The organism is Agarivorans sp., from assembly GCF_050295395.1.
Taxonomy (GTDB): Bacteria; Pseudomonadota; Gammaproteobacteria; order Enterobacterales; family Celerinatantimonadaceae; genus Agarivorans.
Window position 1 is genome coordinate 1 of record NZ_JBNKPP010000218.1, and the last position, 13,310, is coordinate 13,310.

14 protein-coding genes and 1 pseudogene are annotated in these 13,310 nt (G+C 45.6%); 7 read left to right on the forward strand and 8 right to left on the reverse strand.

Features of this window, described 5'->3' with window-relative positions; all coding sequences use genetic code 11:
• Positions 1-285, reverse strand: a 285-nt coding sequence (locus tag ACQY6Q_RS12340) for a hypothetical protein (RefSeq protein WP_427981828.1), incomplete at its 3' end; no start/stop codon positions are given.
• Positions 286-299: 14 nt separating this feature from the next.
• On the reverse strand, positions 300-926 hold the full coding sequence (gene imuA, locus ACQY6Q_RS12345; RefSeq protein ID WP_427981829.1) for a translesion DNA synthesis-associated protein ImuA: 627 nt from the start codon (positions 924-926) through the stop codon (positions 300-302).
• Between the two features lie 211 nt (positions 927-1,137).
• Here imuA and fbp point away from each other — a divergent pair, with 211 nt between their 5' ends.
• Entirely contained in the window at positions 1,138-2,142 is a 1,005-nt protein-coding gene (gene fbp / locus ACQY6Q_RS12350) for a class 1 fructose-bisphosphatase (protein WP_427981830.1), read from the forward strand.
• A 67-nt stretch (positions 2,143-2,209) separates the two neighbouring features.
• Here the strand turns inward: fbp and ACQY6Q_RS12355 are convergent, their stop codons facing one another.
• Entirely contained in the window at positions 2,210-2,929 is a 720-nt protein-coding gene (locus ACQY6Q_RS12355) for a DUF5020 family protein (protein WP_427981831.1), read from the reverse strand.
• 416 nt (positions 2,930-3,345) lie between these two features.
• Between ACQY6Q_RS12355 and ACQY6Q_RS12360 the strand changes: the two genes are divergently transcribed.
• The 3 genes from ACQY6Q_RS12360 (at position 3,346) to ACQY6Q_RS12370 (ending at position 4,644) form a co-directional block, all read left to right on the forward strand.
• The gene (locus ACQY6Q_RS12360) at positions 3,346-3,549 is read left to right on the forward strand and encodes a DUF2517 family protein (protein WP_427981833.1); all 204 of its coding nucleotides are present in this window, start codon (positions 3,346-3,348) and stop codon (positions 3,547-3,549) included.
• Positions 3,550-3,625: 76 nt separating this feature from the next.
• Positions 3,626-4,378: a Nif3-like dinuclear metal center hexameric protein gene (locus tag ACQY6Q_RS12365; RefSeq protein WP_427981834.1), complete on the forward strand. Its 753-nt coding sequence runs from the start codon at positions 3,626-3,628 to the stop codon at positions 4,376-4,378.
• A 74-nt stretch (positions 4,379-4,452) separates the two neighbouring features.
• Complete coding sequence (locus ACQY6Q_RS12370; RefSeq protein WP_055731452.1) at positions 4,453-4,644, forward strand: bacterioferritin-associated ferredoxin; 192 nt, start codon at positions 4,453-4,455, stop codon at positions 4,642-4,644.
• Here the strand turns inward: ACQY6Q_RS12370 and ACQY6Q_RS12375 are convergent.
• From ACQY6Q_RS12375 to cdd, 3 genes are read right to left on the reverse strand one after another with little or no spacing between them, the layout of a single operon-like run.
• Positions 4,641-5,990, reverse strand: a complete 1,350-nt coding sequence (locus ACQY6Q_RS12375) for a hypothetical protein (RefSeq protein WP_427981837.1) — start codon at positions 5,988-5,990, stop codon at positions 4,641-4,643. The two genes, ACQY6Q_RS12370 and ACQY6Q_RS12375, sit on opposite strands and share 4 nt — an antisense overlap.
• On the reverse strand, positions 5,990-7,168 hold the full coding sequence (purT, locus tag ACQY6Q_RS12380) for a formate-dependent phosphoribosylglycinamide formyltransferase (protein WP_427981838.1): 1,179 nt from the start codon (positions 7,166-7,168) through the stop codon (positions 5,990-5,992). Before purT ends, ACQY6Q_RS12375 begins: the two co-directional genes overlap by 1 nt.
• A gap of 15 nt (positions 7,169-7,183) precedes the next feature.
• A complete protein-coding gene (gene cdd, locus ACQY6Q_RS12385; RefSeq protein WP_427981839.1) occupies positions 7,184-8,023 on the reverse strand; it encodes a cytidine deaminase in 840 nt (279 codons plus the stop codon).
• A 167-nt stretch (positions 8,024-8,190) separates the two neighbouring features.
• Here cdd and ACQY6Q_RS12390 point away from each other — a divergent pair, with 167 nt between their 5' ends.
• Positions 8,191-9,915 carry an alpha-galactosidase gene (locus ACQY6Q_RS12390; protein ID WP_427981840.1) on the forward strand — a complete coding sequence of 575 codons (1,725 nt, stop codon included), beginning with the start codon at positions 8,191-8,193 and terminating at the stop codon, positions 9,913-9,915.
• Positions 9,916-9,953: 38 nt separating this feature from the next.
• Here the strand turns inward: ACQY6Q_RS12390 and ACQY6Q_RS12395 are convergent, their stop codons facing one another.
• Positions 9,954-10,490, reverse strand: coding sequence for a hypothetical protein (locus ACQY6Q_RS12395; RefSeq protein ID WP_427981841.1), 537 nt, complete (start codon positions 10,488-10,490; stop codon positions 9,954-9,956).
• A gap of 83 nt (positions 10,491-10,573) precedes the next feature.
• The gene (gene sbcB / locus ACQY6Q_RS12400; RefSeq protein WP_427981842.1) at positions 10,574-11,986 is read right to left on the reverse strand and encodes an exodeoxyribonuclease I; all 1,413 of its coding nucleotides are present in this window, start codon (positions 11,984-11,986) and stop codon (positions 10,574-10,576) included.
• Between the two features lie 193 nt (positions 11,987-12,179).
• Between sbcB and ACQY6Q_RS12405 the strand changes: the two genes are divergently transcribed.
• Together ACQY6Q_RS12405 and ACQY6Q_RS12410 are read left to right on the forward strand one after the other, a co-directional pair.
• On the forward strand, positions 12,180-12,950 hold the full coding sequence (locus tag ACQY6Q_RS12405; protein WP_427981843.1) for a dienelactone hydrolase family protein: 771 nt from the start codon (positions 12,180-12,182) through the stop codon (positions 12,948-12,950).
• Positions 12,951-13,152: 202 nt separating this feature from the next.
• A pseudogene (locus ACQY6Q_RS12410) lies at positions 13,153-13,310 on the forward strand (dihydroorotase); the annotation flags it as partial.

Sequence of the window (13,310 nt, forward strand, 5' to 3'; positions counted from 1 at the left end):
TTCAGGATGGCTTGCCACCTGCGGTGAATAGGCGAGAGCCTGTTGTGCCAGCTGCTTAAAGTAGTGGCTACACTGAGAGATTTGTTGCTGAAAAACGTGCAGTTGTGGTGCTAACTGATAAGCGGTATTGAGTGAACAGCCTAGATAGATCCCGAGCTGTTTAGCGGTTTGATTGGCTTGAATAATCTGCTTGTTGTGGTGAATTGCTAAGGCTTCTTGGCTAGCTCGCTCGCGCATCAATAAATCTAGCGCGAGCTGAGGAAAGTCAAAATAAATCCAATACATGATGAGTCATAGCTTTAATTTAGGCGCGTTAGCTCTTGGTTGTACAGTGGTGCTGCTCCGCGACGTTTTAGTAGATGATAGTTAATCTGATTACTGCGTTTACTGACATTAACGGCTAGGCGAACACTGGCACTTGAGCTTTGCTGCTGTTGCTGCTGTGGTCTGAACAAATAACTATGGCAATTGCCTTGCTCGGCGGCCAGTTGTAAACGGCGACTGGCTTTTAAATCTAAATGATCTAACCAACCTAGGACTGCACTACAAGAGCCACTTTTTAAGGCTTGTTCAATGGTCCAAAGAATATCTTGGCACTGTTTAGCTCGCACAATAATCAGCTTACTGATATCTACCCCATGTTGCTGCAAGGCTGGAGCATTAGGCATGAAGGGAGGGGCCACCCAAATAATCCACCGCTCTTGTTGGCTTAGCTTTGCCAAGGCTGGAAGCAATAGTTGTAGTTCTCCTACACCATGCTTTTCATACAGTACTTCACTGAGTCCACTGTGAGGCCAGCCGTGATGGGGTAGTTGTTGGTCGAGTTGCTCATAGCCACTTGACTGAACATCAATATTCGCTTGTTGCCATTGGCTGCCTTGCCATACTTTGTTGCTTTGTAGCAGTTGTTCAATAGGTTGTGCCATTGTTTGCTCCATGCTCAATTAACCATCTTCATACTGTTTGTTTGTACAGTGTATGGATATACAGTAGTTATTTTTTGTACATTTGGCAAATGTTTTTTGCTGATTTAGGGCTAATTTTGAGTGAGCTGGTAATTTTTCGTAAATACTTGCAAAATAACATTGAGGCCTGAAAAGGTTTTCAAGGAAACGTGCAGCTAAATAAGGGATGACAATGATTACTCTTGGTGAATACATAATAGAAAAGCAACACCAGTTTCCCAATGCGACGGGGGAGCTTACTCAGCTACTAGGTGCGATACGCTTGGCTGCGAAAGTGGTGAACCGTGAGATCAACAAGGCCGGACTGGTAGATATTATTGGTGCTACAGGTGTAGAAAATGTACAAGGAGAAGTGCAACAAAAGCTGGACTTGTACGCGAATGAAAAATTTAAAGCCGCTTTAGAAGCCCGGGGAGAGGTGTGCGGTGTGGCTTCAGAGGAAGAGGACGAATTTGTCAGTTTTGACAGCGCCCGCTCCGACAGTAAATACGTGGTGCTGATGGATCCCCTCGATGGTTCGTCAAATATTGATGTTAATGTGTCAGTGGGCACCATTTTTTCTATTTATCGGCGAGTTAGCCCCTGTGGCACTCCAGTGGTATTGGAAGACTTTCTGCAACCCGGTCATTGTCAGGTGGCGGCAGGCTATGTGATATACGGTTCGTCAACCATGTTGGTGTATACCACGGGACATGGCGTCCATGGCTTTACTTGTGACCCTTCTTTAGGGGTATTTTACTTGTCTCATGAAAACATGCGTATTCCTGATGATGGGGTGATCTATTCGATTAACGAAGGTAACTATCTTAAATTTCCAACCGGTGTGAAGAAGTACTTGAAGTATTGCCAGGAGATCGATCCCGCGAGCAATCGCCCTTATACCTCCCGATACATTGGCTCTTTGGTATCTGACTTCCATCGAAACCTATTGAAGGGCGGAATATACATCTATCCTTCTACTGCATCAGCGCCTAAAGGTAAGTTACGTTTATTGTATGAATGTAACCCCATGGCTTATTTAATCGAGCAGGCGGGGGGGAAGGCTAGTGATGGCTTTAATCGAATTATGGATATTCAGCCTACTGAGTTACACCAACGAATACCTTTCTTCTGTGGCAGTCAAAACATGGTCGAAACCGTGGAAGCGATGATGCGAGAATATTCAGCGAATGAGTAGTCTGTTGCTCAGTTTTACCGGGTAATAATAGGCCCCTTTGAAGTGCTTTCAAAGGGGCCTTAGTTTTTTAGAAGTGCCATTTTAATAGTAACGATGCGACACGTTCATCAACGTCGGTACCGTACTTATTGTTCCAATGTGCGTATTCTACACCAAGGTAAAGCGGTGCGCTGGTGTCAAAGTTCTTACCCAAGTTCCATTTAAACTGGGGGGTAAAGTTCATTTCTGATTTGTTGGTACTACTGGCCGTTGACCAATCCAAAAAGCCGTCAATTAAGAAGTCTTGACTACCAATGCTAAACGGTGCACCCCAAGTGACGGTAAGCTGGTCATCATCTGCGGCCACTTCGTTGCTGACGTGATAAAAGTTGAGGTTAAAATATTGGAAACCGGGCACATCCAGACCAAGACCAATACCATAAAGATAGTTGGTGAAGCCGTCGCCCATTTCCAAGGTGGTTGAAACTAAAACGTCATTGATGGCACCAAACGCCAGTTTCTTGCCGCTTAATTTGCCAATACTAAAGCGAGGCGATAACTCGCCGTAAAAGCTGGCATCACCTTCACTGGGCATAGTTCGGTCTACGAAGAAGAAGTTGTCGCCCCAGCTATGCGCACTGGCATGCTCTACGGTAAGCACTTGCATCTTGCCATTAGGTGTGAACTCATAGTCGGTACCGTAGAGATAACTTAAACTAAAGGTACTCCAGTTCATTTCTGCGCTGGCTTGGCCAGCAAAACATAGGCCAGATAAGGCCAGCGTTGCCACTGTAATTTTGTGTTTCATAGGTATTCCCTTACGTATCTTATTATGAAAGCTGACCATGTGGTCAGTTGACAGTGCGAAGCAATTTCTTAGCCAAGAATCTAAATTGGTTCTTGTTGATATTGTTGATTATTTGTTTGTTATTTTAAATCAATGGCTTAATTGTGAACCAGTGTGGTTGTTAGTTGCTGTGAGTATTCATCGTTGGTCGCGAAGCGTGCACTAAATCAGGGGGAATTTAAGTGTTTTGCCCTATTTTCAGGCTGTGCTTGGGCCTAGTGTTGGAGTTTAAGTGGTGGCTGGAATGTTGGTTATTTGTTGCTTTTTTACAAATATTTAATCTACTGATTGGTTGTTTGCTCATTTTTTAGCAATTTTTGTAGTTATATTACAGATTGTTGGTTAATATCGTGTGGTCTAACCAGTTGGAGTTTGATATGAGTCAGCAATTTTCTGCCAGTGTTATTTTTTTTCGCCGTAGTGGACTATTTTTAGTGGGCTTGATGGCCTTTCCTTGGGTGGCGATAGCCGGCCTTAGAGCGCCTTTCTACAGCGCGTTACACCGTCAATGGATCAAACGAAATAACCGTCCTAGTTGGATGCAGCAATCTGAAAGCGCTAAACAATTTATCTTGTTTTAAGATCCTTTCTACTACAGGGCTTGTTTCCTAGTGCATGCGCTACTTACAATACGCAAAATAGTTGTGAGTAGGCCTTATGAAAAGTACCCGATTAGAAAACATTTTAAACCAACATTTAGAGAGCTTTAAGTTTAAAGATTACTGCCCGAATGGTTTGCAGGTGGAAGGACGTTCGGAAGTAAAACGTATTGTTACTGGGGTCACCGCTTGCCAAGCTCTAATTGATGAAGCGATAGCGCTAAAGGCTGATGCCATCTTAGTTCATCATGGTTTCTTCTGGAAAAATGAAGCGGCAGTAGTCACCGGTATGAAGCGCCGCCGCTTACAGGCTTTATTAAGCCATGATATCAATCTCTACGCTTACCACCTACCCTTAGACGTGCATCCGGAGCTAGGCAATAATGCCCAGTTGGCTCAGCGTTTGGGTATTCAACTAAAGCGTGGTTTAGAAGCGTGGGATCCGCGTAGTGTGGCCATGGTGGGGCGCCTAGCCGAACCGATGAGCGGAGCCGCATTTGCCGAGCGTATCGAGCAAGTGTTAAAACGCAAACCCTTACATATTTCCAATCAGCGAATGATTCAAAAAATAGGGATCTGTACCGGTGGTGGGCAATCTTACCTCGGCTTGGCTGCAGAACAGGGCCTCGATGCGTTTATTAGTGGTGAAGTCTCGGAAAACACCGTGCATACCGCCAGAGAAATGGGCATCGATTATTTTGCCGCCGGACACCATGCCACCGAGCGTTACGGGGTGAAGGCCTTAGGTGAGTGGCTGACTCAGGAATATGATTTGGAAACGCATTTCATCGACATCGACAATCCTGTTTAATTGCAAAAAAAAGATATTGCGAATGATAATGGTTCGCAATATAATCTCTGCAGTATTCATTGTGGGGTTAAGTGATGTTTGTATGTATCTGCCACGGCATTACCGATAAACAAATTAAGCAGGCGGTGCATCAGGGCTGTGAAACTTTAGCTGATTTGAAAAAACAGCATGGGGTGGCGTCTGAATGCGGCAAATGTGCCAAAATGGCAAAAGCTATCATCAATAAAGAATTAGCTCTTACTGCTAGTTATTATCAAGTGGCTTAGACGGGTTCGGCATCATCACGGTGCACTAACAAGTCGAAGCCTTTATCTCGCCAATCGCTAATCAAATCAAGTTGCCCACCTAATATGGCTAACCGGACCTGCTGCAATTGGCAGGCATTTTCAATTTCTTGCCAAACTAACTGATTGTCACTGTTCTGGTTAAGCAATACCCACATATCTAGAGTAATCACCAAAACATCCAGTAAGTCGAGCATTTGATGAGCATTGTTTAGCTGTGCCATTAACTCAGGTTGCCAAGCCAGTTTTACCTGTTGCTGCTTAATTCTGATCAAGGTTGATATATCCCCAGTGGGGAAGTCGGGATTAAACACCAATAACAGTTTATGTTTTTGGTGTTCGGGGACGAGTGCATCAATATGGCTGGTTAATGAGCCTGCGTCATATCGGTGCCAATATACGGCATATAGCTGGCTGGCTTGTTCTACCTTATAAGCGGGATCGTTTGGCCAATCCCAAGCCCCTAATAAACGACTATCTTCGGTAGCGGTGATTAAATATTGGTAGTGTTGGCTGTTAAGAGCGAGTTGGTTTAATCGATGTCGATAACGGCGAAAAAACTGCCGACTTAAAAAGGACAACTGTTGTTGGAACTGACTTAATGTGGCCGACGCTAACAAGTTTAAGCCGTATTGTTTGGCAAATAGTATGATGCTGCTTTTAAGCCTAGAGTGCTCAGCAAATATAAAAATCACCCCCGGCCGATGAATAGCTGTAGTCAGCGTTTCTAAGGTTTCAACGAGTTGTGGGTCATCATCATCAATTACTAATACAAGCAGTTGTGCCGCTGCTAATGGAAGCGTTGAAGAGCACTGCCACTGATGGTAGTGGGTAAAGCTCAGTTGCTGAAATGCAGCCTCAATCTGTTTGCTGGCTTGAGCATTATAGAGATAAACAGTTTTGTGGCTGGCCCAATCTTGATACTGCTGCTTGATGGTGTCACACCAGAAATTGAATTGTTCAAGTAGCTCATTTGGGCTGGCACAGTAGGTGAAATCCGGCAAATCAAAGGCCATGTTGGGCAGTTTCCCAACTAAGAATACTGAGATTTGTGATTGTTCTTCTAACACATCAGCCAATAGCCCCAGTTGTTCAGAGCTTAACTGGTGGCTGTTAATAATCAGCGCATCAAACTCGTTACTGTGCTGCAGCTGGAGTTGCAACTCGTCGAAATCTTTTATGTAAATATGCTCGATGGAGTGACGAATTGCTTGGCTAGGGTATTGAAACCACAATACCCTTAATAGTTTTGATGAGGCAGGGGCAGCGTTTGGCGCCAATAATAGCGCCAACTCTTCATCGTTTAGAGAGAATGCCCCTGAGTCCATTAGGAGTATTTTACCTGTACTTTTTCAGCAATCTGCTTGGCGTTATGAATAGCTTGCTGAATGCTGTCGCTACGGTTAAGTGCCACCCCTAAGCGGCGCTGGCCATCAATTTCAGGTTTACCAAATAGACGTAGTTGGCTGTTAGCATGATCTAGGGCTTCCGCCAAACCATCAAAACGTAAGTTAGAGGATTGGCCATTGCCCATAATCACTGCCGAGGCACTGGCGCCAAACTGGTGAATTTGTTTAATGGGCAGGCCTAAAATAGCTTTAGCGTGCAGCGCGAACTCTGAAAGGTCTTGAGAAATCAGGGTAACCATGCCGGTATCATGCGGGCGAGGTGAAACTTCGCTAAAGTAAACCTCGTCGCCTTTAATAAACAGCTCTACACCAAACAAGCCGTAGCCACCCAGCTCTTTAACGATTTTGCGTGCAATGTCTTGCGAGCGTGCCAATGCCACTTCAGACATGGCTTGAGGCTGCCAAGACTCGCGGTAGTCCCCATCTTCTTGACGATGGCCAATCGGGTCACAGAAGTGTATGCCATCAACTGCGCTAACGGTTAACAAGGTGATTTCATAATCAAAATCAACAAAGCCTTCTACAATGATTCGTCCCGCACCGGTGCGACCTCCTTGTTGCGAATAATCCCATGCGGCTTGTAGCTGTTCTACATTTTTTAAGGTGGACTGGCCTTTACCTGAAGAACTCATTACCGGTTTTAATACGCAAGGAAAGCCCACTTTTTCAACGGCTTGTTGGCATTCTTCCAAGGTATCGGCAAATTGGTAAGCGGAGGTAGATAAACCTAGAGTTTCTGCGGCTAGGCGGCGAATGCCTTCTCGGTTCATGGTGAGTTGGGTAGCGCGAGCGGTGGGGGTCACCGCAAAACCTTGTTGCTCTAATTCAAGCAAGGTTTGAGTCGCAATCGCCTCTATCTCTGGCACGATGTGCTGTGGCTGTTCTTTTAAGACTAAGTCCTTTAAGGCTTCGCCATCAAGCATGTCGATGACATAACTGCGGTGAGCAATGTGCATGGCCGGGGCGTTGGGGTAGCGATCTACGGCTATCACTTCTACCCCGTAACGTTGTAATTCAATGGCGACTTCTTTGCCAAGTTCACCGGCTCCAAGTAACAACACTTTTGTGGCAGAAGTGCTGAGCGCAGTTCCTAACATGTAAATACTCCTAGATTAAGGGTAGTCATAGTGGACCATGGTCTTATTAGAATGGAGTGCAAAATTTTCCAATTCTTGCTTAAAGCTGAATTGATTGTCCTTATGTTCCCATAATTCGAAGCGTTCAACTTTGTCCAAACTTAAGTGGTTTAATTTTAACTGCGATAATAAAGTGAGAAGCGGCGAGATAGAAGGGTTAAATGCAACGTTTTCGATATAGCAGCTCCAAGCGAGGCGTTGTTCACCCTGATAGGCGAACATTGCGCTTTGCACTTGAGTATAAGGTGCATAGCTAGCCTTGGCAAAATCGACGGCTTGTTCGGCCTTGGTGATATTCAATTTGGCTAGCGGTGACTGTACGCCTAAATCATCAGGCCCAAAGGACTGCGGCAGCAGTTGGCTAAAATCGTAATTTTGCTGATTAAAGTGAACTTTTAGTTGGCTAGCCACGGCAAGCTCGTTAATGAATTGGCGACAATAACCGCAAGGGGCTGCATTAATCACCAGGTCGGTTAGGGCCGCTGCCTGATGACTCAGTGCGTTAAAAATGGCACTTTGTTCGGCGTGCAAACTACCACTTAAGGGCCCGTAAGCGAGTTCATAGTTGGCGCCTAAAAACAGCTGCCCTTGTTGGTCAATCGCGATGGCTCCCACATGAAAATTAGATTTTGGAGCAAAAGAAAAACTCGCGGCCAAAGGCAGCATCCGCTCGGCTAATTCTATTGGGCTACAATCTAAATGCTGGCAGAGCGCTTGGCTTTGTTGGGCATTTAGCATATTGGGGATGGTGTCGCTACCAAGAAGCAAAGTGAGGGCTTCTAATAATGCAGGGTCTTGTTGGGCTGTTTGTGACATATCAATCGTTCCCTTTAATGTGTCAATCGTTGTGCCAATTGATGAATATTGGCTTACCACTTCGATTATAATCATCCTGCTAGGTCATTACCTGTGATATCTGAGAGTCTTAGATATTTGTGGCCATCCCGCGTTTGATTCTAACTAAAGGTGTTGATAATAGTTATATGCTTGATTCTGTTTTGAAAATGGTTCGTCAGTGGCATCTATTGCCGAGTCGAAATAAGTTGCTGTACACCCCTCAGTGGGATGGCAATGAGTGTGTGGTGAGGGTCGATAACTTATCTAGTCACAACATTCGCTTGGGGCAAGTGGATTTGTTGGCTGGCAGGCTTCCTCCTCACGCTAAATTTCATGCCGAAGGCTTTCAGATGTTAGCCCAAAGTTATGGTCAAGCAGAGCATATTAAGGCCATTGGTCGTTGTCCCGATGCTACAGAGTATCGCTTAAGCGAAGATCATGATCATTTCACCGCCTACAATCAATTGCTCATCGAAACGGATGGCCGTTACATCTTGCTTGGTTTTAGTTCCTGTTTACGTTTTAGTGGCTATTTTAAAATTTATCCCGATGGTCGTTTGCTGATAGGCTTTGATACCGATACCTTGGCGCTAACTGGGCGCAGCGCCATCGAGAGTGAACATCTGTTTGTCAGCGAAGGTGCCGACCGCGAAAGTGTATTGGCCGAATTTGCTAGCGCCATTAACCGTCATCATCCACGGCTAACTTGGCCCGCTAAGCCCAATGGTTGGTGTTCGTGGTATCACTACTATGCCGATATTAGCGCCGCCGATATTGCAGAAAACTTGCAGCAATTGCTGGATCCCTATGATTATTTAGAGCATCTGCTTATTGACGATGGCTATCAAGAATTTATGGGAGATTGGCTACATCCGTCAAATCGCTTTCCGGGCGGGGTTGAGCATTTATGCAAGCAAATTAGAGAACAGGGTAAAGAACCCGCTATTTGGGTAGCGCCTTTTATTGCTCAGGCTGAGTCACGCTTATTCCAGCAACATCCCGACTGGTTTGTTAAAGACCAAGATGGCCAGCCTTTGGCCGCTGAAAAAGTCACCTATGGAGGGTGGCGTTGCACACCTTGGTATGTGTTAGATACTACTCAGCCAGAGGCCAATGCTTATTTATACAAAGTATTTCGCCATATGTATCAGCAGTGGGGAGTGCGTTATTTTAAACTTGACGCGATTTATTGGGGCACCTTGGCCAAGGGCTACCGAGCGCAGAGCGATAAAACGCGAATTGAAGCGTACCGTATGGGTATGCAAACCATTCAGCAGGCCTGTGAAGGTAAGGCTTATATACTCGGTTGTAATGCCCCGATGTGGCCTTCCTTGGGTTTAGTACATGGTATGCGAGTAGCCGATGACGTTGAACGAAACATCGACCGTTTTAAGCAAATCGCTAAAGAGACCTTCTTCCGTAATTGGCAAGATCAGCGTTTATGGCAAAACGACCCTGATTGCGTGACCCTAAATAACCTCGCTCAGCAGCAAACTAACCAAGCGGCGTACAATTGGCATCGAGTTAGTCTGTTGGCCAGTAGCGGTCTGGTATTTTCTGGTGACCGTTTGCTCGAACTCAAGCCAGAACAGCAACAGGTTTTGCAAAAACTGCAGCAGAATCAAGCCGAAGCCGCACGCTTTGAGCGCAGTGACTTAGGCCATGCTAAGCAATATCAAAATGGTCAGTTAGTCCGCCAATACTGGTTTAATTGGGATGCGCATCAAAGCCTTTCGTTGTTGGTGGATCTGGACTTAAGCCAGTGGCAAGTATTGTGGTGTGATGATGAATTTGCTTGTCAGCCTCAAAACCAGCAAGTGCAGCTAAGTTTGGCGGCGAATAGTGCGGTGGTATTTGAATATAAAGCTTAGCGTTGTCAATTAAGCGTTAATCTTACTAAGGTGAGGGCTTAGTATTTAAATTCTATGCCTATCGAGAACTTACTGTCTCCATAACCTGGAATGTCATGGCTAGACAAAATCGTTTTCATCGACATCGTATCGTTTAATGGCGCTACTATTCCTAGGCCAACTGCAATATCTGACTTATTGGTTAGGTAAGAGAGTTGTCGCTGGCCTAAGTTGTGGTAAACCGAATTTTCACTCAGCTGCTTATAAACCGAATACTTTGGGTCATAAATATGGCTGAATAGCTCAACACGAAAATCGTTAAAGGGTGTTTGTATTACCGGTACGGCCACCATGTCGTAGAGTTGAGTATTAGAAAAGTAGCTATTGGTTAAGGTGGGTGAGAAGTCAGTATCTTGGTAGGCTTTTTCAAACACATCACCCAGTAGGGCGAATTGCTCGGCGCTAAGGCGTAACAAAGAAGACGGTCTTAACTGATTGACGCCTTCTTCTGCAACGCAGGGCTGTGCAACCACGGCGATTAGCCCACAAGCTAAATAAGCCGCGCGAATAAAAGCACTCCCTGTTGTTTGTTGCATTGCCATGACCTGATTAACTTCCTTATTCAACGGTCAAAATTATAACGATATCGCCAGTATAAAATTATGTTTTGGTCACGTTTTTAAAGATTTTCAATGTAGTTATAGACACTTTTCAACAAATTTACCTTATGGGTATCATTTTGATGTTGATTCATTAAGGCTTCTAGCTCAGGAAACACTTGGGCTATTTGCAGGCTAAGGCTAGCTTGTCGATGCGCCTGCCATTGTTGTAACTCGGCTTCAGTTAAGTATTCAGGGTAGTTACGGGCTTTGTAAGGCAGGATCAGTCGATTAAGTCGGGGATCCTCAAATTGAAACTGCTGTTTGCTAATCAGTGCCGGGTCACTAGCGCGTAACATCTCCATTTGTTGTTTGTCGGCGTTACCAATGAAGCCGCGGTAAAGTGCGCAAGCTGGGTCATCATCTTGCTCAAATTCACGTTCAATACTGAATACTTGGCTAAGCTTTTGGCTTAGTTCGGCTTTGTTCTGGACTAACAAGTTTAAGCTTTGGCGGCATTGTGCGCGGTCTAAACCGAGTTGTTCTGCTCGCTCTGGGCTGAGGGTACTGGCTGGCGCCAGTACTGGGCATTTATTGGTATGGACTAACTTAACCGGTACGGGTTTTTCATCGCTAGCCAGTTCACTATGGGCAGTGTAAAGCCGTTGGTGCAACTGTTCGGCGTTTAATTCCAATAGCACCTGAGCATCTTTGTTAAGGTCCACCACTACCATGGCGTTTTTATTTACCGGATGCCAGCAAACAGGCAGGATCCACGAAGCGCAACCCTGCGCAGCACCAAACATGCCAGAAATATGCACTAAGGGCTTGTTATTAAGCAGGTCAAATTGTTCGGCTACGGCTTTCTTATTACGCAAGTTAAGTAGGTAGTTAAACAGCTTAGGTTGTTTATCTTTAATTAGCTTGGCCAGTTCGATGGTGGCATATACATCGGATACCGCATCATGGGCATTGGCATGGCTGAGGCCATTGGCAGCACTGAGTAACTCCAAGCGAAAGCTGACTAGGCCATCGTCGTTGGTTGGCCATTCTATGCCTTCAGGGCGCAGCGCGTAGCAGGCTCGCACCATGTCAATTAAATCCCAGCGAGAATTACCGTTTTTCCATTCCCGTTCATAAGGGTCGAGAAAATTTCTAAATAAGGTATAGCGGGTGACTTCATCATCAAAGCGAAGGCTGTTATAACCGACCCCACAGGTACCTGGTTGGCTAAACTCTTGGTTAATTCGAGCAATAAAGTCACTTTCAATTAAACCTTTTTGCATTGCCGCTTGTGGGGTAATCCCAGTCACTAAGCAAGCCTCAGGGTGGGGCACATAGTCATTGGGAGGCTGACAAAATAGCTCGATTGGTTTGCCAATGGGGTTTAAATCCCAATCTGTTCTAATGGCAGCAAACTGGCAAGGGCGGTCTTTGGCCGGATGAACGCCAAAGGTCTCGTAGTCGTGAAATAAAAAAGTGTTGTCGTTCATTCGCCTGAATATTTAACTGAAATGATGATACAAGCTAACCATATCATAGTTTTATCTGGATACCGTGGCTTCTGTGACTAAGCCTTGAGTTTGTCATGGTTTACAGTCTTCTTTGGATATTTTTCATTCGAAACAAACTATTCCACTACACTGAACGTTAAGCATAACTCACACCCATAAAAAAGGACGGTATATGAAAACTCTGTGTTTACTTAGTGGTATGGCGCTGTGCTTAAATGTCAATGCGGCCATAGTGAGCAAAACTGTTAGCCATACTATGGCCGACAAGCAGTTTGAATCCACCTTGGTCTACGATGATAGCCAGCAGCAGTTGCCAGCGGTATTAATGGTACCCAACTGGATGGGGCCAACTTCTGGGTCATTAGATAAAGCGAAAAAAATCGCGGCCATGGGCTACGCAGTAATGATGGCCGATGTGTATGGCACCGATGTGCGCCCGGCTAACGCTGACGAGGCGGGTAAAGCTGCCGGAGCCTTAAGAAGTGATCGCGCTTTATTAAGGGGAAGAACCAAAGCGGCCTTAGCAGCGATGAAGGCGAATCTGCCGCAAAATGCCGATCCAAGTAAAGTTGCGGCAATTGGTTTTTGCTTTGGTGGCGGTGCGGTATTGGAATTAGCCCGCGGCGGTGAGCCTTTAGCCGCGGTAGTGTCTTTTCATGGCAATTTAGATACGCCAAATCCTGCCGATGCTAACAACATTCAGGCGCCTATTTTAGTGCTACATGGCGCCGTTGACCCTTATGTTCCGCCAGAGCAGGTGGCGGCCTTTGAAAAAGAAATGAACGATGCGAAGGTAGATTGGCAATTAATTGCTTACGGCGGTGCAGTCCATTCATTTACCAATCCACAAGCCAATGCGGTAGGTAAGGCGAACTATCATCCTAAAGCAGCGGCGCGTTCATTTCGCGCCATGGATAGCTTGTTCAAAGAAGTGTTTAATTAATCCCGATTACCTAGGCGTGGGTGTCGACTTGTGCCTAGGTTTCGTTTCCCCTTCCTAGTTACTCGCCAAAGCAAATCGTGTGGTGCTGGTAGTTAGTTTATTAACTTAAGTTGGGCGGCTTGGATTAGCGCGACTAAACAAGACTTGATTAGCAAGTTCGGGTAGACTTTGGCGCATCGTAATATCGACTCAGGGGATAGTTGTGACTCAAACGCTTACCATTACCAGACCGGATGATTGGCACCTTCATTTACGCGACGGCGCTATGCTTAATGTTGCCGCCAACGCCAGTGCTAGGTATTTCTCGCGCGCCATCATCATGCCGAATTTAACGCCGCCGGTAACCCAAACTCAGGATGC

Coding starts and splice junctions, on each gene's coding strand:
- ACQY6Q_RS12355 (WP_427981831.1), bottom strand. CDS start 2,929: ATGAAACACAAAATTACAGTGGCAACGCTGGCCTTATCTGGCCTATGT.
- purT (WP_427981838.1), bottom strand. CDS start 7,168: ATGTTAGGAACTGCGCTCAGCACTTCTGCCACAAAAGTGTTGTTACTT.
- ACQY6Q_RS12365 (WP_427981834.1), top strand. CDS start 3,626: ATGAAAAGTACCCGATTAGAAAACATTTTAAACCAACATTTAGAGAGC.
- ACQY6Q_RS12405 (WP_427981843.1), top strand. CDS start 12,180: ATGAAAACTCTGTGTTTACTTAGTGGTATGGCGCTGTGCTTAAATGTC.
- ACQY6Q_RS12375 (WP_427981837.1), bottom strand. CDS start 5,990: ATGGACTCAGGGGCATTCTCTCTAAACGATGAAGAGTTGGCGCTATTA.
- ACQY6Q_RS12390 (WP_427981840.1), top strand. CDS start 8,191: ATGCTTGATTCTGTTTTGAAAATGGTTCGTCAGTGGCATCTATTGCCG.
- fbp (WP_427981830.1), top strand. CDS start 1,138: ATGATTACTCTTGGTGAATACATAATAGAAAAGCAACACCAGTTTCCC.
- cdd (WP_427981839.1), bottom strand. CDS start 8,023: ATGTCACAAACAGCCCAACAAGACCCTGCATTATTAGAAGCCCTCACT.
- imuA (WP_427981829.1), bottom strand. CDS start 926: ATGGCACAACCTATTGAACAACTGCTACAAAGCAACAAAGTATGGCAA.
- sbcB (WP_427981842.1), bottom strand. CDS start 11,986: ATGAACGACAACACTTTTTTATTTCACGACTACGAGACCTTTGGCGTT.
- ACQY6Q_RS12370 (WP_055731452.1), top strand. CDS start 4,453: ATGTTTGTATGTATCTGCCACGGCATTACCGATAAACAAATTAAGCAG.
- ACQY6Q_RS12395 (WP_427981841.1), bottom strand. CDS start 10,490: ATGCAACAAACAACAGGGAGTGCTTTTATTCGCGCGGCTTATTTAGCT.
- ACQY6Q_RS12360 (WP_427981833.1), top strand. CDS start 3,346: ATGAGTCAGCAATTTTCTGCCAGTGTTATTTTTTTTCGCCGTAGTGGA.